The 18,500-nt window shown below is 44.8% G+C and carries 17 protein-coding genes and 1 pseudogene; 11 read left to right on the forward strand and 7 right to left on the reverse strand.

Going from position 1 to position 18,500, the window contains the following annotated elements; genetic code table 11:
• Positions 1-394: 394 nt before the first annotated feature.
• Positions 395-1,378 (reverse strand): alpha/beta hydrolase family protein, encoded by a 984-nt coding sequence (locus tag F6K64_RS12585; RefSeq protein ID WP_008185462.1) that lies wholly within the window; start codon positions 1,376-1,378, stop codon positions 395-397.
• A gap of 121 nt (positions 1,379-1,499) precedes the next feature.
• Positions 1,500-1,667: pseudogene (locus tag F6K64_RS12590) on the reverse strand (element excision factor XisI family protein); the annotation flags it as partial.
• A gap of 308 nt (positions 1,668-1,975) precedes the next feature.
• Between F6K64_RS12590 and F6K64_RS12595 the strand changes: the two are divergent.
• Positions 1,976-2,617: an LON peptidase substrate-binding domain-containing protein gene (locus tag F6K64_RS12595; protein WP_008185458.1), complete on the forward strand. Its 642-nt coding sequence runs from the start codon at positions 1,976-1,978 to the stop codon at positions 2,615-2,617.
• Between the two features lie 169 nt (positions 2,618-2,786).
• Here F6K64_RS12595 and pheA read toward each other — a convergent pair whose 3' ends face one another.
• On the reverse strand, positions 2,787-3,647 hold the full coding sequence (gene pheA, locus F6K64_RS12600) for a prephenate dehydratase (protein ID WP_008185455.1): 861 nt from the start codon (positions 3,645-3,647) through the stop codon (positions 2,787-2,789).
• Positions 3,648-4,044: 397 nt separating this feature from the next.
• Here pheA and cobJ point away from each other — a divergent pair, with 397 nt between their 5' ends.
• Positions 4,045-6,015: a precorrin-3B C(17)-methyltransferase gene (gene cobJ, locus F6K64_RS12605; protein WP_008185453.1), complete on the forward strand. Its 1,971-nt coding sequence runs from the start codon at positions 4,045-4,047 to the stop codon at positions 6,013-6,015.
• Positions 6,016-6,161: 146 nt separating this feature from the next.
• Here the strand turns inward: cobJ and F6K64_RS12610 are convergent, their stop codons facing one another.
• The gene (locus tag F6K64_RS12610) at positions 6,162-6,578 is read right to left on the reverse strand and encodes a Tery_1686 family protein (protein WP_008185450.1); all 417 of its coding nucleotides are present in this window, start codon (positions 6,576-6,578) and stop codon (positions 6,162-6,164) included.
• A gap of 368 nt (positions 6,579-6,946) precedes the next feature.
• Between F6K64_RS12610 and bcmE the strand changes: the two genes are divergently transcribed.
• Positions 6,947-8,329 (forward strand): thiamine pyridinylase, encoded by a 1,383-nt coding sequence (gene bcmE / locus F6K64_RS12615; protein WP_008185449.1) that lies wholly within the window; start codon positions 6,947-6,949, stop codon positions 8,327-8,329.
• Positions 8,330-8,531: 202 nt separating this feature from the next.
• A complete protein-coding gene (locus tag F6K64_RS12620) occupies positions 8,532-9,377 on the forward strand; it encodes an alpha/beta fold hydrolase (RefSeq protein ID WP_008185446.1) in 846 nt (281 codons plus the stop codon).
• Between the two features lie 21 nt (positions 9,378-9,398).
• On the opposite strand, the gene F6K64_RS12625 is transcribed toward F6K64_RS12620, so the two are convergent.
• The gene (locus tag F6K64_RS12625; RefSeq protein WP_008185444.1) at positions 9,399-9,605 is read right to left on the reverse strand and encodes a DUF433 domain-containing protein; all 207 of its coding nucleotides are present in this window, start codon (positions 9,603-9,605) and stop codon (positions 9,399-9,401) included.
• Between the two features lie 1,104 nt (positions 9,606-10,709).
• Here F6K64_RS12625 and psbQ point away from each other — a divergent pair.
• The 6 genes from psbQ to F6K64_RS12655 all read left to right on the forward strand — a co-directional run bounded on the left by psbQ (position 10,710) and on the right by F6K64_RS12655 (position 16,055).
• Entirely contained in the window at positions 10,710-11,210 is a 501-nt protein-coding gene (gene psbQ, locus F6K64_RS12630; RefSeq protein WP_229414543.1) for a photosystem II protein PsbQ, read from the forward strand.
• Positions 11,211-11,228: 18 nt separating this feature from the next.
• Positions 11,229-12,365 (forward strand): NAD(P)/FAD-dependent oxidoreductase, encoded by a 1,137-nt coding sequence (locus F6K64_RS12635; protein ID WP_008185439.1) that lies wholly within the window; start codon positions 11,229-11,231, stop codon positions 12,363-12,365.
• 243 nt (positions 12,366-12,608) lie between these two features.
• Positions 12,609-13,325, forward strand: a complete 717-nt coding sequence (locus F6K64_RS12640) for a hypothetical protein (protein ID WP_229414541.1) — start codon at positions 12,609-12,611, stop codon at positions 13,323-13,325.
• Positions 13,326-13,354: 29 nt separating this feature from the next.
• The gene (locus tag F6K64_RS12645; protein ID WP_008185433.1) at positions 13,355-14,185 is read left to right on the forward strand and encodes a biotin--[acetyl-CoA-carboxylase] ligase; all 831 of its coding nucleotides are present in this window, start codon (positions 13,355-13,357) and stop codon (positions 14,183-14,185) included.
• Positions 14,186-14,281: 96 nt separating this feature from the next.
• Entirely contained in the window at positions 14,282-14,551 is a 270-nt protein-coding gene (locus F6K64_RS12650; protein ID WP_131827241.1) for a hypothetical protein, read from the forward strand.
• 10 nt (positions 14,552-14,561) lie between these two features.
• Entirely contained in the window at positions 14,562-16,055 is a 1,494-nt protein-coding gene (locus F6K64_RS12655; RefSeq protein WP_008185431.1) for a M23 family metallopeptidase, read from the forward strand.
• 129 nt (positions 16,056-16,184) lie between these two features.
• Here the strand turns inward: F6K64_RS12655 and F6K64_RS12660 are convergent, their stop codons facing one another.
• Entirely contained in the window at positions 16,185-17,150 is a 966-nt protein-coding gene (locus F6K64_RS12660) for a GDP-mannose 4,6-dehydratase (protein WP_071106964.1), read from the reverse strand.
• 705 nt (positions 17,151-17,855) lie between these two features.
• Between F6K64_RS12660 and F6K64_RS12665 the strand changes: the two genes are divergently transcribed.
• The gene (locus tag F6K64_RS12665; protein ID WP_287265509.1) at positions 17,856-18,008 is read left to right on the forward strand and encodes a hypothetical protein; all 153 of its coding nucleotides are present in this window, start codon (positions 17,856-17,858) and stop codon (positions 18,006-18,008) included.
• Positions 18,009-18,336: 328 nt separating this feature from the next.
• On the opposite strand, the gene F6K64_RS12670 is transcribed toward F6K64_RS12665, so the two are convergent.
• On the reverse strand, positions 18,337-18,474 hold the full coding sequence (locus F6K64_RS12670) for a hypothetical protein (RefSeq protein ID WP_287265511.1): 138 nt from the start codon (positions 18,472-18,474) through the stop codon (positions 18,337-18,339).
• Positions 18,475-18,500 lie beyond the last annotated feature (26 nt).

The following is an 18,500-nucleotide window of genomic DNA, read 5'->3' on the forward strand; positions in this document are numbered from 1 at the left end:
TGAGTGTATTAATTTAGTACGAGAATTAATGAGACTTAATCGTAATAAATGGAAGTATTATTTACGAGGAATGAGAGCTAAATCGCTTGTCCTGTCTGCTTTATAACTATTTTCGTCGCCCCCCCAGAAGTTAGGCCTGGGATTGAATCAGCTAATTAGTGAAATTAATCAATGTCAATCCTTTTTTTATTCTGGATAATCTGGCTTATTTGTTAATCATTGAATTCGGAAAGTGACAGAAAAGGGATAAATTCCCTGCGGGCTTACCCCATGGCTAGAAGCAAGGGGCTTGCGCCCTTAGACTTTTCGGTCAAAATGTAACACAGTGCGATCAAGCCCGCTGCTAGGTTAGGTTAAGTTAAGTAACCCAACAATCTCACTAAATTAATTTAAATTACTTCCGTTCAAAGGAGGCAATCAAAGGGTTCTCAGAACTTAAGTATTGATTGATTGCTGACAAGGCTTGAGGTTGATGGGAAACATGAGCATCAATGAATAAACCAATTGTTTCTGCTAGCAAATTCCGTAGTAGGTCTTCCGGTTGAGATGCTGGATAGTCTAGGAAAGCTCTACCAGTAGTGGAATCAGATGGATAAGCAATAGAGAAATGATTGGCTCCCTCTAGAAGTAGCAGATAACTATCGTCTCTGCCCCCTGAGATCGATTCTCTAAAAGTGCGTAACACTGGAGTGGTTGCTTGTTCCCAAGTTACTCCATAGCGGTGGCTGCTGTTGGCAATAACTCCATCACAGGTTCCTCCAATCAGCATTAATGGTAAAGCATCAGGTAAAGGTAAGATTTTGCCCGATGGATATCCTAGTTGCTTTCCTCCTGCTGTATGTGCACCATAGGCAAAAGAAGCCACAATTTGTGGAAAGAAGCGTGGATTTGCACTTTCAATTGCAACTCTGCCCCCAGCGGAGTGTCCTCCTAGAATGATGTGTTTTAAATCAAGCAGGCCAGCTAGAACTCCGTTAAGTTGTAATTTCTCTAATGCTACCAATAGGCTTGGTAAAGCAGAGGCTGTTGGAGCTGAACCATAGGTGTTTGGAGCCCACATTGCGATGTCAACACCTGGAGTCAGACCTACTATACCAGGTAAGTTTTCGGCAACCCAGGAGAAAGTGACAACCACAAGCCCACGTTCTGCCAACTTAATAGCAAGCCACTGATATACTTCCGGACTACAGTTTATGCCATTAAAGAAAATGACGACTTTGAAGGGAGACTGCTGAGGATCAGCAGGAACAATACCCATATTTTGTTCCTGATCGCTGCCTGACATCAGGGCTGGATAGAAAACTTTCAAATGAATGGTGTCATATGGAGAGGAAGCATCTTCTACTTTGGTAGACTGAAAAATTGCTCGAATAACCATACCACAAAAACTTATTTATTCAGATTTTAATCAGCTTATCAATTACAGCGAGCTTTGAAGCACACCAATAGATGGAAGGCTAACGGCCTTGAGGCTAGCGGCGCGAGACCAACTCTGGGAAAAGCCAAATTTTGCCGTCTTTGATATCTAAATGAACGATAGAACGGTAAATCCGATTCAAATCTTCCCAACCCACATTCATCCACTGGTAATGATCCCGAACAGTGTCAAAAATTAGTTGTACTTCCACCTCATCATTAGAAACATCATCCTGGGCGTACTGGTTCAGTAATCTCTGAACCTACTCGCGGTATTGAGCTACTTTCTCCATTCAACAATCACCTCATTGGCTGGATCATACACAATTATCAAGACCTGATACTGTTGTATCGCAGGATGCTTTAGCCTACAGGTCTGCTGTCAGAGTAGTAAGTTATGACTGCTATTGCTGAGGAGCTCAAGCCTACACTCCCCTAGCCTCGCGAGTGTAGCTAGGTCACTACAAAAGACTACAGGAAGAATTATGCCGTGGAGTGTCAAACACAAAATCCGTTAAAGTATGTAAATAAGCGAAGTTACCTTTTTAACCCAGGCACAATGGTATCCTCATCCTCGATTGCTGTCAGAGAACTCCCCATATTTCCCCTACCTGAAGTAGTTTTATTTCCTGGACGCCCTCTGCCGTTACACATTTTTGAATTTCGCTACCGAATCATGATGAACACGATTTTGGATAGCGATCGCAGATTTGGTGTCTTAATGTGGGATCCTGTTAAACAGGAACCAGCTACAGTTGGCTGTTGCGCTGAAGTTATCCACTTTCAGCGTCTTCCCGATGACCGGATGAAAATAGTAACTTTAGGTCAGCAGCGGTTTCGGCTCTTAGAGTACGTTCGTGAAAAACCCTATAGGGTTGGACTAGTGGAATGGATTGAAGACCAGCCACCTGCTAAAGACCTCAAACCAAAGGCAAAAGACGTCGCACAGTTATTGCGGGATGTTGTGCGTCTTTCCGCTAAGTTGACCAACCAGAAAATTGAGCTACCAGAAGACCTGCCCGATCTACCGATTGAGTTGTCTTACTGGGTTGCTAGCAATCTGTATGGCGTAGCCTTAGAACAGCAGGCACTTTTAGAGACCCTGGACACGGAAAAACGTCTAGAACGGGAAACAGAAATTCTCACTTCAACTCGCAATCACTTAGCAGCACGCACTGTACTCAAAGATGCATTGACTTAAGCTTTAATTGTAGCGTTTCTCATAGCTATGAGGTACACAGGATTTTTGGCCAGATCCGCTGCTCTCGACTCCCGACTCCCGACTCCCGACTCCCTACTTCCATTAACCCAGAACGAAAGTACCTCACCCAATTAATAACTGCTATAACAGTTTTGTTCACGGTTGACGGTTAACTGTTGAAAGTAAAATTATCAACATTTATGAGGGTGTAGCTGCCAAAAATCTTGAGGATTTCCTGATCAGGAATTATTTCCTCAAGAGCAGCTTTAAATAATGGTGTATACAGATCTGATTCCAGTTCAATAAAGAATATGTACTCACCAAGTAATCGTTTGGTGGGACGAGACTCAATCCGACTTAAATTAATACCTCGACGGGCAAACACCTGGAGTGGTTTAGACAAGGATCCAGGTATATTAGCAGGAGGACTAAATGCTAAGGAGGTATGACTACCTCCAGGAGATGGCTTTAAACTCAGCACCCAAAACCGGGTGAAATTATCGGGATAGTCATTAATGTTAGATGCCAGTACTGGTAGAGTGTAAAGCTTTGCTGCTCGTTGAGAAGCGATCGCTGCTGCATTGTGATCTTTGTCCAAAAACTGTAGCGCTTCAGTAGTGGAGTTGGTAGGTACCAGTTGCACTGATGGCAGAAAATGCTCTAACCACCCCTGACACTGAGCCAGGGCTTGGGGATGGGAATAAACAGTTTTAATGTCTGCTATGGTTGATGCCCGTGACATCAGACAATGTCTGATGGGCAAAACCAGAGCCTGTTGGATTTGTAGCTGATCTAGTTGCCAAAGCCGATCTAGTGTCATGGCGACACTGCCTTCAATGGAATTCTCTACAGGTACCACTGCTAGATCAGCTTGTTGGTTAGCTACTGACTGTAAGGTTTGGCCAATGCTGGGATAAGCACACAAGAGGGATTGCTGACCCTGTTGTTTCTGGAGTCGCTCAGCATAAGCTGTGGCAGCGGCTTCTGTATAAGTTCCTGGTGGTCCGAGATAAGCAATAGAAAGTGACATAATAGAAAATCTAATTTTAAAGTAGCTTGAAGGTTAGCAGCTTGTTATTTAGTAAAGAGATGTGATTATTTTTTAGTGTGAACATAAATCAGTATTGAGTTTGATGATATAGTTATAAATGTTATCTAGAGTATGGCGGTTGAATTGTAATAATATAATTAATAATAAATTAGGATTATATCAGATTTTAAGTTACTTGGTATTTATCAAAATGTTAACTGTAAACTATTGAAAAAAAACACTACTAAGTTCGTCAGTATATCAGTTATTATTAGCTGGGGTATTTTTAGGCTTGTTTGGGAATCGAGGAACCGATAAACAGCAAGCGGGAATATTCTATTTTAAGAGTAAAGCTGGGTATCTTGATCTGCCCTAGTTAACGTTTATTTCTTTCATGATGGCATCGGTTTTTGAAAATTTCCAACCCCTAGCTGCGATCGCTACCACTCCTACTGGGGCTCAAATCCTGCAACCCCTGTGTCAAACTACTGGTGCAACTCTTTGGGTACCGAATTCTCTGAGCACCCTAGAACAGGTTGCTGTCTACAAGGGTTCTCTCAAAGACCACATTGCCTCCCTCTGGCCAAACCACCGTGCTTTGGTGTTTTGTTTGGCAGCCGGAGCAGCGGTGCGCTTAATTGCTCCTTTGTTAACGGATAAGTCCAGTGATCCAGCAGTTGTGGTAGTTGATCAAGGGGGAGGTTTTGTAATTAGTTTGTGTAGTGGTCATCAAGGGGGGGCAGATCAACTGACACGGTTAATTGCTTCCCAACTCGACTCAACGCCTATTTTAACGGGAGCAGCAGCGGATTTAGGTCTACCTGGAGTTGATGTCTTAGGTATTCCCTTTGGCTGGTATCGGGGAAAAGGGGATTGGACTAGAGTCAGTGCTGTGGTTGCCCGTGGGGAAATAGTACAGGTAATTCAAGAGGCTGGTTCCACTCTTTGGCAAGCTCATCTTAGAGATGGACATCCTTTTTATTTCGGATTTCCAGAGGATAGCGCTACAAGTGAATCCGAGTCGATCTCACCTAAAGCCAGGATTTGGATTAGTCCCACCCACCAGCAATTTTCTCCAGAATCGGATTTACCAAACGTGCAGTGGTATCCACGGGTAATGTGGGTGGGAATTGGCTGTGAGCGAGGAACATCGAAGCAGTTGATTGAAATGGCGATTCGGCAGACCTGTGAGGGTTATGGTTTATCAGAAAATGCGATCGCAGGAATTGCTACTATTGACCGCAAAGCCGATGAAGTCGGCATAGTCCAATTGTGCCAAGAGCGCCATTGGCCTTTACGCACTTTCCCAGCTGACGTACTCCGTTCCGTAACCGTACCCAACCCATCGGATGTGGTGGCGGCAGAAGTTGGTACTCCCAGCGTTGCCGAAGCAGCAGCTCTCTGTGGCGCTAGAGGGTTGAAGGTTAGCAAGTTGTTCGCGAAGCGTGGCCTTTTGGCCAAGGTTAGCAAGTTGAAGGTTGAAGGTTCTAACCTACAAGCGACTAACTTACAAGCGACTAACCTTCAACCCTTATTAGTTCCCAAACAAATAGTCAAATCAGCTAATCAACCAGGAGCAGTAACTGTAGCGATTGCTCAATCCCCAGTAGAATACACTGGACGTATGGGGAAACTGTTGCTAGTGGGTATCGGTCCGGGAAATCTTGACCAAATAACCCCAGCCGCTAAAACGGCTATATCCAGCGCTGATGCTGTGATTGGTTACTCCCTCTATATCAATTTAATTTCAACCTTGCGACGTCCAGGACAAATTATCGAAGCCTTACCAATTACCCAAGAAACCCAACGAGCAAAACGGGCTATTGAACTGGCTGAGTGGGGATTAACGGTAGCAGTGGTTTCCTCTGGTGACTGCGGTATCTATGGTATGGCGGGGTTAGTCCTAGAAGAATTGCGCTCTAGGGGCTGGGATGGTAAGACACCCCAGGTGCAAGTATTTCCTGGTATTACAGCGTTACAAGCTGCTGCCTCTCGTGTGGGAGCACCCCTGATGCATGATTTTTGTGCCATTAGTTTGAGTGACCTATTGACCCCTTGGCCAGTAATCGAAAAGCGTCTAGAAGCCTCAGCCGCAGCAGATTTTGTGACTGCGTTGTACAATCCGCGATCGCGTAATCGTACTGAGCAGATTGCGATCGCACAACGGATTTTTCTCAAGCATCGTAAGCCTGATACCCCTGTAGCCATTGTGGTTTCAGCCTATCGAGACGATGAAAACATCACTCTCACAACTCTTGACAAAATGCTGGAAATACCCATTGATATGCTAACTATGGTGCTAATTGGTAATCAAAGCACTGATATTCATCAGGATTGGATGATTACACCAAGGGGATATCAGATTTAAGGTTTAATGTTGAAGGTTTAAGGTTTAATGTTGAAGGTTTAAGGTTTAATGTTGAAGGTTGTTGGCTTTCGCGCAGCGTCGGCAAAGCCTAAAGCGTGGCCTTTTGGCCAAGGTTATTGGCTTGAAACCAGATTCAACAAGTTCAATCAGAGAAACAACTCAAACACCTGACGACAGAAATGTTTTAGCTTTTCCCCCACTTCAGCTGATGGCTGACAATTACCGATAATTTGCCAACGCTCCACTGTGGACAGTCGCCAAGCTTCTCCTTGATGGTTAAAGGCGGTCGCTTCCAAACCAATCAGCCGATGAGATTGATCCAAGTGGTCTTTATGAAACCGAATCTGTAACAAAATACTTCGACTTTGGAAGCGTCTACTCCAGCCAGGGAAGTGAAAACCAATGTCAATGGAGTTAGGATCCACCAGTTCTCGGGTTTCCGGGTCATTGGTCCAAGGCTTGAGGTCAGCCTTGGCATCAGGGAATTCAGACTTAAACAAATTCACAACAGCCGCAATTTTGGTGGTGACTTCTAAGCCGATTGCTTGTTCAGCTGCGTTCACGCCTAATCTCCTATGGTTAACTGCTAGTTAGTAACGTAATTTGTATCTTTTTATTACAACCTAAGATAAATCTACCCAATTATTTATAAAAATTTATACTTTTAGTGTAAAATTTAGTAATTTGATCAAAAGAAGAACCAAGTGTTCCAGGGTAAGCGCAAGAAAAATGAACTCATAATATGCTAGGGGAACCGATGTCAGAATAAAGGTTTCCAATGGTTCTTGGCTTCGATTCCCCCGGGTTACTCAACTCGAACAAGTCGGCAATCCTTGCCACTGCTGCCTGCTACTGATTGTCAACAAGTTCAGCAGGCACTGATTGATCCACGAGGGAAAAAAGGGGCTAGATATGTAGTGATGAAATAGTGATGAAAAAACTAATTAATTTCAGCTTGACCCTAATTTTAGCCTTGGCTATCAGTCTTCTAGGAATAGGAGAAGCATTGGCTACAGAGCTAAAGGTTGCACTGTATCCATACGTTCCTCGGCTTGAGCAATTCCAAACAGCAATACAAGCTGAATGGGATTTGGTTGAACCAAACGTTCCCTTGAATTTCGTTCCTTCGGAGGATTGGGATGGGGGTTACTCGAATAATCCTCCTGAAGATGCAGATGTTTATGTATTCGATGCCATGTTTTTCGACTACTTTCGCAGTAAAAACTGGCTCGAACCGATACAGGCTAGTGAAATCGACAACTTGGAGGACTTCGTTGAATACGCAATAGATGGGGTTAAGGTAGGTGGGGAGTATTACGCAATTCCCCAGCTTGGTTGTGCAAATATCTTATTTTATAGACAAGATGATCCAGCGATTGCCAATGCAACGAACCTAGATGAAATTCAGAGTGCTTTGTCTTCATGCACCTATACCAGCGAGATTCCCCCCGATATTCGGGGCATGATGCTTGATATGGCTGGTGGCACGACAAATGCTACTCTTTACCTAGACATTGCCCATAGCTTGACTGGAGAATATCCCTTCCCATTGCCTGAGAATGAATGCCAACTTAACTCCCAGGCGATAGACAACATGCAAGAGTTGCTAGGGATGGCAAGCTATGAGAATGCAACGGATTCTATGGAGCCCAAGCAGCAGCCCTACCAGCAGGCAGAGTGGTTTAGTAATGATTGGGGACGTGCACTCATGGGCTATACAGAAGCGATGTCAAACATGAGTGAAAACACACGGCAAAACATTGGCTTCAAGGTCATGCCGTTATCAGATCAAGATCAATCCTATCCAGAAGTTTTCTATGCTGATGTGATTGGTGTAAATACTACAACTAAAAACAGGGGGACACGTGACTTTGCTGTAAAGCTAGCTAATACGATGGCAGCCTCCACAACGATGATTGCAAGTATTGGAGCAGATGCAAGTCATCCCTATCCCCAGTATCTTATGGCCACTCGTCCCAGCATATTCCAGACTCTTGAGCAATCGTTCCCGCTTTATGGTGATATGTTTGGGCTCATCCAAGGTCAGAATATTATTATGTTCAAGGTGAATGATCAAAGCCGTAGCTGGCTAGGGAAAATGAAAAACACGATTCGTGAGAAGGCTAGGGAGAATTATTCTTGCGGCTGTGATTATCCAGCTATCGAACCTATTCTCAATAACACTTATGCTCCTGAGATTTGTGGAGATACATGTGCCGACCATGGCGCTTTTTGGAACGGTCAGTGGACCAATGCATACCCAGCTGCACAAGAAACATCTGTATGTGGTTGCAACACATGCCCCTTGCCATAAAAGTCTGGCACCTGAGTCCTCACTTGTCTAAATTCCCACTCAGGGGTAAGCTCATATAGCAATCCGAGCTGAAAAGTGAACAGTCACAGTTCTTACTCAAAACTCAGCACTCAGGACTGACGAACTATTTTCAAGGGAAGTATTGTTCACAAGTCGATCAGGATTGCCACACGACAAGCAACAGCGTAAAGGCAAAACAACCGTGTCCATCAGTGAACAATCTATAGAAGTCGGGTCTTGGGAATGGTTCTATCGGGAAGCTAAAGCCGTTGGCGATAGTAAACCAGTGCCAGTAGTACTGCTTCATGGCTTGCCATCCCAGAGTTTTTGCTGGTGTGAGATCATGCCAGATTTAGCTAAAGTAGGGTACGATGCGATCGCACCAGATTGGCTCGGTTCTGGATTATCCGCAAAACCGGATCGGCTTGACTTTCCTTACACACCAGATGCGTTCATTGAAGCCTTAGGCGATTTCCTTAAACAGCTGGAAATCGAAAGGTTTTCCTTAGTTGTCCAAGGCTTTCTCGCCTCAGTGGGACTTCAATATGCCTTGCGTCACTCAGACCAGATTGAGCGTCTAGTGATTCTCAATACACCTGTCTCGTCGGCTGCCAAGTTACCCAGCAAGATGCAGCAATGGGGATGGCCATTCATCGGAGATATGTTAACCCAAGACCCCCTGTTAGTTGACCGAAGTCTGGAAGGGGGGTCTCGCTATCGCATTGAAGACAAGTATTTAGATCTCTATCGCAAGCCTTTCCTCAAAAGCTCCGATCCTGGACGTTCTCTGGTAGCGACAATCAAGAATATCCAGATGAACAAGTGTATGGCAGAAATTGAATCAGGTTTCCGCAACTGGGACAAACCAACCTTAATTGTTTGGGGACTCAAAGACCCTTGGCTTCCGGTTGACCAAGCTGAGCAATTTGCTAATCAGCTTAAGAATGGGGAATTGGTGAAGCTGGAGGAAGCTGGACATTACCCTCAGGAGCATTGGTCGAAGGAAATTAGTGAAATACTGGTGCCGTTTCTAAGACGCAAAGCTTGAATTTTTCAGTATCCGTGGCAATTAAACGATGTCGCGATCAGCAGCAAATTCTAGGCAAGCTTTAATGTCTGTTTCGGTCAATTCTGGAAAGTCATCGACAATTTCGGCGTGAGACATACCAGCTGCTAGCCAGCCTAAAACGTCATCAACTGTTATGCGCATCTGTCGAATACAAGGTTTACCACCTCGCTTATCCGCTTCGGTGGTAATAATATTGCGATCGCTCATTGGAGTTTTAGGGAGTAGGGAGTAGGGAGTAGGGAGTAGGGAGTAGGGAGTAGGGAAGAGTAGAAAAGAGAGCCAAAGATTTTTTAGTACTATAAATCACATTTTGTTTTATGATAGCTTGGTAGAATATCTTGTGATCAGGGTTGGCGAATTTATTTCATCATTACTTAGCTTAAGCCTTAGTCAATATTTCCATCAGTAACGATTGCTGAACTAGTAATATAGTCTTATTTGACTTGATTTTAATTAAAACTAAAAATCCGTCATGATCGAGAAATTAATAATTGTTATCCCAATTATTAGCTTTTACCATGATACCAATCAATTTGATATTCTCAACTTCAAACCAATTCTAATTTTTGTATAAACTTGTTAATCTGACATTTATACAGCTCAGATACAAGCTTGAGAAAGGCAAACAGCAGTCAGTAGCTTCTACCTGAGCAGCTCGTGAATTAATTAGTATGTCGCCAACCAAGATCTTGCTGAAAGTAGTGCTTGGGTTGGTAAGCTTTGATGCAATCAGTGGTCAAGGTGCCCTATTGGGTATTAAACTTTTCGTTTGATGTGACCAATATTGGGTTATAGTACTTGACCAAAAATTTTGGGTTTAAAGCCCCGTTATTATAGGACGGCTTTTAAGTAAAGTGTGATAGAATAAACATGTAGCCTAGTACAGGCAGGATTCGTCGGTACTGCCAATTTAAAACAACGACGTAAAGCGATACTAGTACACGAGGAGCGCGCATACCTCGCCAAAACGCATGGATCTTAACAGATACCGAAACCCCAGTAAAATAAAATTTTAAAACTAAACGTACCGTGGGGCACACGGGAACGGGGGAGACCCAACGCTTAGGGAGATAAGCCCACGCTCGTTTAGTTAAATTAGGCTCGATATGCGCGTTTTTAAACGGGTATTTGGCTTAAGTACTGCCTTTGCTGGATAACTAATTTTAGCGATGCAGAGGTGCGACCCGTGGCGAATTTAATTCGCCTACGGAAAGCGCACCTAAGCGGTCTTGGGGGTTTCCCCCATGAGCGACTGCATCAAGACAAGGCGTGTCGTAGAACTAAGAATCCCCGCTCATAAGCTGGCGGGGAGTGTCAAGAACCTTAAGTAGTTTTCCCGAGAGGTTGGCTAGCGAACAAACAATGATGATGAGAAGTTATCGGTCTATTCTGACTGTGATTCTGGCAATGGTGATGACCTTTTTGGTCAGCTGTGGTAGCCCAAGTGCCACCACCGCTCCTACCTACACCCCTGAAAAAATTGCCCAAATCCAGACAAGTGCTACTAGAGTGCTTGAGCTTCGCGAGAAAATGCCAGTTCTCGAAGCCAACATTCAAGACGAAAACTGGGTAGATATTAGTTCATTTATCCATGGTCCGTTAGGAGATCTAGGGCGCAGCAGTAACTATCTGGCTGGTCAACTTCTTCCCAAAGACCAGAAAGCAGCCAAGCAAGCGGCTGAAGTATTGTTGAAATCTTTGGTGAAAATTGATGAAGCTTCTGTAGAGCGCAACTCCCAGCTAGCACTCAAAAACTACGAAGCAGCCTTGAAAAAATTTGATAACTTTTTGGAACTAATTCCCACTAGTTAAAAAGTTATCGATAAAATTGTGAGTAAAGTCGCTATTATTGGATGCGGTATCGTTGGAGCAGCGATCGCATATGAACTTAGTCGGGTAAATGGGCTAAGTATCACTGTGCTCGACCAGCATCTGCCAGCACAAGGCTCTACTGGTGCTGCTTTAGGGGTACTGATGGGTGCCATTAGTAAAAAAGTCAAGGGTAGGGCGTGGCAGCTGCGACAAGTCAGTATCCAGCGCTATCAGACCCTGATTCCTGAATTAGAGGCACTCACGGGATACCAGATTCCAGTCAATCGCAACGGTATCTTGAAGCTGTGTTTGCCTGGAGAGGACTTGGCCTCTTGGGAAAAACTAGTACAAACTCGCCTCACCCAAGGTTGGCAATTAGAAATTTGGGATGTTCCCCAAGTTAAGCACCGTTGCCCTCAGCTGAGTCAAGATAAATTTATTGCTGGAATCTATTCTCCCCAAGACCTACAAATTGATCCAACTGCCCTAACCCAAGTATTAGTGGCTGGTGCTGAGGCCAATGGGGTTAGGTTTAATTTTGGAATCACAGTTAAAGGCTTTGAATCCATAGGTTCCGATCTCAACAATTCTCTCAATTGCTCCCAAATCTCTACTGATTCTGGAACCCTAGAGATAGATTGGCTAGTAGTGGCTGCTGGGTTGGGTTCATCTGGGCTGATTAAGATGCTCCAACCACAAGACTTGCAAGTTAGTCGAGATCTGCCTCTGACTCTCAAACCAGTACTGGGACAAGGAGTAAAATTGCGGCTGCCACAGCCCATGGGATATGAAGATTTTCAGCCAGTGATTACTCGTGATGATGTTCATATTTTGCCAGTAGGTAAGCAAGACTACTGGGTGGGCGCAACAGTTGAGTTTCCCGATGATGCAGGTAATGTAGAAGCACAACCAGCCTTACTGGAGGTGGTCAGACAGAATGCGATCGCATTTTGCCCTGCTCTAGCCACAGCAGAAATTATCCACACATGGTACGGGTTACGCCCTCGTCCAGAAGGACGACCTGCCCCTGTTATTGATCAACTGCCTGGTTACAATAATGTTTGGCTAGCAACAGGTCATTATCGCAATGGTGTACTCCTTGCTCCGGCTACCGCACAAATAATTCGGGAAGAAATTATTGACTCAGGAAAATAGCTAGAGGTGCGACCCGTGGCGAATTTAATAATTAGATGCGGAAAGCGCACCTATTGTTTTTGTTGAGAGTTACTATTGAGATTTAACAGTTAACCGTCAATCGTCAAAAAACAGCGATCAATTAAAATATATAGGTTAAATGTTCATTAACTGATCAACTAATTGTTTTGTAGGAGGCGCGGCGCAACCTCTCAGGTTTAACCCCAATGGGGTGTCAGGGGAGTATCCAGCCGTGAATTTTTGATGAAATCTCGATGGTTAATCACGAGTTTGCTGATGGTGCTGATGAGCTGTAGCCCGTCGCCTACTCCATCAACTAAGAAAACACCGGTTTCCCAACCGATGCCAAGCCCGCCTAATTTAGAGGACACATCTAAATCTGGCAGTTCAAAGTCCACAACCAAACTGTCTCCACCAGCATCAGATGCCTTTACTATCTCTCCTAAAGGAATTGGACCGGCTAAGTTGGGAATGACCTTGGGACAGCTGAAACAATCCCTAGGGGATAAAGCAAAATTTGAGGTGAAGTCACCGTTTATTGTCGGTTTCGATGCGATCGCAGTTATCCAATCAGGACAACCCCAATACTATATTCTTTACCCGATGGGAACACCTATGGGTAATTCAACCGTAATGGAAGCGTTATTCACCACAAATCCTAACTATCGCACCACCAAAGGTGTTGGCCCTGGCACACCCCTCAAACTAGCTGAGCAAACTTACGGTGATGCTACCTTGTCCTTTAACTATGCCAGCGAGTCTCGGGAATACGTCAATTTTGCCAACCTATCGGAAGATATAGCCTTTCGCATGGGAGTAGCCGTCAATGATACTAATAATCAGTTTTCTGGCCTTTATGCTTCACCATTGAAAGAATATAACCAAACCCAGAACTATCGCGACTCAGCGACAATTAAATCTCTAGAAGTCTATTGCCGAGATAAATGTCCTTCACGCTAGATAATCATTTACGTGAGCTTATCATTTAAATGAATAAAAGCTCATTTAATCAACAAGCGTTTGAAATTGCTCTGGAAGCAGTAAGGGAACAGTTGCCCCTCAACTCCCCAGCCATGGGGCAATTTCCACCAATTCCTCTACAGGTCTTTGACACTCTCCCATCCACTAACCAAACCCTTTGGGAATTGCTCAACCAAGGTGCAACAGTTCCCACCATGGTTATTGCTGGGCAACAGACAGCAGGGCGGGGACAGTGGGGACGACAATGGCAATCTCCAAAAGGTGGACTCTACTTATCCTTAGCTTTAGCTCCCAAGTTACAGGCATTGGACAGCGCCCAGCTAAGCATGTGTAGTGCTTGGGGAATTGCTACAGCTTTGAGAGCTTACGCTATGCCTGTGTCTCTGAAGTGGCCAAATGACCTACTACTTAAGGGACGCAAACTCGGAGGTATTCTAACAGAAACCCGTGTCAAACAGGGTCAAATTACCAAAGCCGTTGTGGGTGTCGGAATTAACTGGAGCAATGAAGTGCCGGAATCTGGCATCAATTTGCGCTCATTTTGGCAACCCGAGTCCTATGCCACTGTGACTTCTATAGAAATGCTGGCTGCGATTGTTTTACAAGGACTACTGTCCGGATATCAACTCTGGTCAGAGGAAGGAATGAATAGTTTGCTACCACGATATCTAGCGCTATTCAATTATCAAGGAAGCCAGGTCATGGTAGAAGGAAATCCAGGCATCATAACAGGGGTAACCCCTAGGGGCGAACTGCGAGTGCATCTACACGATACTCCGACCCCAAAAGAAATTTTGCTCAAGCCCGGTACAATCAGTCTTGGCTATCGTAGTTGTTGAGAACTCTTACGGTTAAGGGTCAAATGTTAAGCATCAACTAATCAACAAAACAGGAATTATGGCGTTGCTTAATAATGGAATGATTTTAATAGTTTTGTGGAATGGGCATCTTGCCCGTTCCTGACGGTGCGCACCTATAGCGAATTTAATTCGCCAACGGTCGCACCTGTGGCATGGGCATCTTGCCGTGGCATGGGCATCTTGCCGTGGCATGGGCATCTTGCCGTGGCATGGGCATCTTGCCCGTTACAGTTTCCGGGCGGGCAGGATGCCCACTCTACTCCTATTCATTCCAAGACTGACGCAACGCCGGAATTATGGCTGATGGCTGAGCCGAGCGAGTATAACTGTGTAGTAATTATTTAGTGAGTCGTAAATGACCAAAGAAAACTCCCCTGGTAGCACCCTGTATAGCATTTTCTACCGATGCCCAAAACTCATCCATGGACTGAGTGTGATGAGTAGTATTGGTGTCCTCAGCAGCGGTATGGTTGTGGCCAAAACTCAGTCACCCATAGAAGCTGTATCAGTCAACACCACTACCAAATCTATAACGGAAGCAGCATTTGATCCAACTCTTATTGCTGCTTTGCCTAAACCTACACCCCCAAGCTCCTTTGCTGTGCCAGCTGTGCCAGTGGCCAAACCAGCCCCAGCAAAAGCTGCTTCAAAACCAGTAGCAGCAACCAAGGTCACTAAACCCATTGCCCCACGAGCACCAAAAGTTGCCCGGAAATCAGTAGCTCCCTCGGTGCCTATCCAGGTTAAGAAACCGATTGCTCCACCAGCTAGGAAATCTGTCCGGACAAAAGCGATCGCAGTCAAACGAGTACAGCGTAGAACCCAATTCTCTGTACCAGCTAAAGCCACTGTCGCCAAGCCACCGAAAGTCAAGCTCAATCCAGTAGCATTACAGCCTAGAGTTCCAAAAACCGCTGCTAAAAATAGCTATATTGACCGCACAAACTACAATGTTGGTGCCACTAAACGGTACACTCGCCCCTCGGCAGTTGTTTTAACTGAACGGTCAAGGGGTTGTCGGACTGTAGCCAGAAATGGGCAACTCAGGGGGAATTGTGGTGTTGCCCCGAGGCGTCAACCAATTGCTATCTCTGGAAGTAGACGGAACCGTAGAGTAACTCAATTACCCAGACCACGAGTAATTAGTACTCAAACTGCTAGATATAATCCGGTTCGACCAGTCAGATATAATTCATATAATTCAGTTCAACCGGTCAGATTTAATCGAGTCAAACCTGCCAAGAGTCGTCCAGCTAAATGGGTTCCTCGTGGGATTAGCGTTGCTCGGCGGAATCGGTCTGTCAGGAAACTTCCTACAGCCTTAGCCTACTACAATCTCACCCAACGACCCTTAGGACTGGCCAATTTCAGGCAATCCAGCTTTGTGTTCCCCGTAACGATTCCTTCTGCCATTAGCTCCCTATTCGGCTGGCGGACTCATCCGATTTCCGGTAATCGCCGTTTCCACGCTGGTACAGATATAGCAGCACCCCTAGGTACTCCAGTTGTTGCTGCCGCTGATGGTGAAGTAGTAACAGCTGACTTCTTAGGTGGCTACGGTTTGACCGTTATGGTGCGCCATGAGGAAGGTACCCAAGAAAGCCGCTACGCTCACCTATCAGAAATCTTTGTCCAACCTGGGGAATGGGTACAAAAAGGAACTGTAATTGGGCGGGTTGGCAGCACCGGTAATTCTACTGGTCCCCACCTACACTTTGAATGGCGGCATGCCACTCCCCAAGGCTGGGTAGCAGTGGATGCTGGCTCCCATTTGAAGTATTCTTTAGGTCAACTAGTCCAAGCCCTACAGGTAGCCCAAAATACCTCCTTTTCCCTACGAGGATTTTAGGCTGGTGATCGGGTGATCGGGTGATGGGGTGATCGGGTGATGGGGTAATGGGGACAGAGTTATATCAGCAGCACCAGTTATATCACCGTCTCAGTCCCCAGTCCCTTTTTCCCCTTTACCCTTTACCCTTTACTTAGACAAACTCTCCAACCGAGCTTCCACCATCATTCGCACCACATCCGGCATTTTGTATTGGGCTTGCCAGCCTAACTTATCCCTTGCCTTAGCTGGGTTAGATTTCCCTAAAGCCAAATCAGTCGGTCGGAATAAGTTGCTATCGGTCACCACATGCTCTTGCCAGTCCAAGTCAACTGTAGCAAACGCCGTTGCCACGAAATCTTCTAATTTATAACTCTCCCCTGTCGCTATTACATAATCATCTGGCTGGTCTTGCTGTAGCATTAAATACATTCCTTCAACATATTCAGGAGCCCAACCCCAGTCACGCTGAATTGCCATATTGCCCAAACGAAGCTTCTCTTGACTACCGTTAGCAATCCGACAAGCAGCACTAACAATTTTTTGGGTCACAAATCGTTCTGGTCGTAGGGGAGACTCATGATTAAATAAAATACCAGAGCAGGCAAATAACCCATAGGCTTCACGGTAGTTAGCTACTTCCCAAAACGCTGCTGCTTTAGCAACACCATAGGGACTTCTGGGACGAAAGGGAGTCTGTTCATCAGCGGCTTTGTCTCCAGTATCCCCAAAGCACTCACTAGAACTAGCATTATAGAGTTTAATGGGAGCACCAGTAAAGCGAATTGCCTCTAGTAAATTAATCGTGCCAGTCGCTATGCTTTCTAGGGTTTCTACCGGTTGTCCAAAAGACAAACCCACTGAACTTTGCCCAGCCAAGTTGTAAACTTCATAGGGTTGGAATTTTGTCAGCACTTGCAATACACTACGAAAATCCGTCAGTGTCATTGATTCCAACTTAACTTGGTCTCGGATACCCAAATACACCAAGTTCCTAAAGGAGGACATTTGAGCATCCCGTGATGTGCCACAGACAGTATAGCCTTTGTCTAAGAGCAATTTTGCTAAATATGCTCCATCCTGACCAGATACTCCACAAACCAGTGCCTTTTTCATTAACTTTTCTCAGGAAATAAACGATTCATGTCATGTTAATATTAACTATCCATGTTAGATATCATGAATCGAAGTGTACACTATAATAAAGAACAATAATGCTAATTGATAGCCCTGAGCGACAGTCTTTTAAATTTAGTTAATTATCCTAGATTGTCGAGAATTATGGCTAAGGCTAAGTTGTTTAGGGATATAAATAGGGATAGATATAAATAGAGATAAAAATTAACGTTACGTTCGTCAAACTATAAACCGGAGGCAAGAGCTAAAAAAAAATAGAGATAATTAAGTTGATTACCTAGGTGAATTACCCCATAACTTCAAACATCACTTATAATTATTTTGATTATAACTATTGTAAAACTATTTTGTTGATACTGTTTTCGTAAATTTTTATTTACTGTAACCTTTTCCCGACAACGGCGACAAATTATCTTGTGTTATTAAATAACTTTGGTTCTATTTTAAATCGTCACCAAAAAAAAATAATACCCCCTTCTGTCTTGATGAATGGCAAGCTACTAGTCAAGTATAACCTGCTGACTTAGAGTTGACAAAGGGGAACAGATTGGCGTCAGTGCTATTATGTGGGTATTAAGAATTAAGTATGACTAATTACTTATAGCAGCAGTTGGTCAGATGGGGAACTTTCCAGCTACGAGTATCCTCTAAGTAGAACAAACCGATATAGCGCTTTTTCTCCTCATGAGGTACACATATTTTTTTCCCTCTTCCCTGCTCCCTGCTCCCTGCTCCCTGCTCCCTGCTCCCTGCTCCCTGCTCCCTGCTCCCTGCTCCCTGCTCCCTGCTCCCTGCTCCCTTCTCCCTGCTCCCTTCTCCCTGCTCCCTGCTCCCTAAAACCAAAAAAATTGTACCTTACTAGATTAAAAACCGCTATAACGGATATTTAACAATGTCGCTCTACCAGGCTAATCTATGTCTTCACCAATTGTCAGTTGTCAATTGTTATTATTGACGCAACCACAATCAGAGACGTCATAGTAGTGAGTGCGCTTTACCTATAGGTTGCCTATCAAGAGATGAAACACTAGACCAGATCAAGCTCACCAATAACCGTAAGCATATGCGCTACGCGCACGCTGCTTGAGGTGCCGTCAGCGGTCAGCCGTCAGCTTTTAGCTCACGCTACGGGAACAGCTTTCCATAACTCAGATTAAACTAATGCTTACCTGTTGTCTTGATGCAATAGCGAGTGGGGGAAACCACGGCAGTCGCTCATGGGGGAGACCCCCTTTGGCCGCGCTGCCTCCCCAAGACCGTAATGGTGCGTTTTCCGTGATGGCGAGGGATTGCTCGCCATCACGGGTCGCACCTCTGCATCGCTTATTC

Origin of the sequence: Moorena sp. SIO3A2, assembly GCF_010672265.1 — a bacterium.
Classification (GTDB): Bacteria; Cyanobacteriota; Cyanobacteriia; order Cyanobacteriales; family Coleofasciculaceae; genus Moorena; species Moorena producens.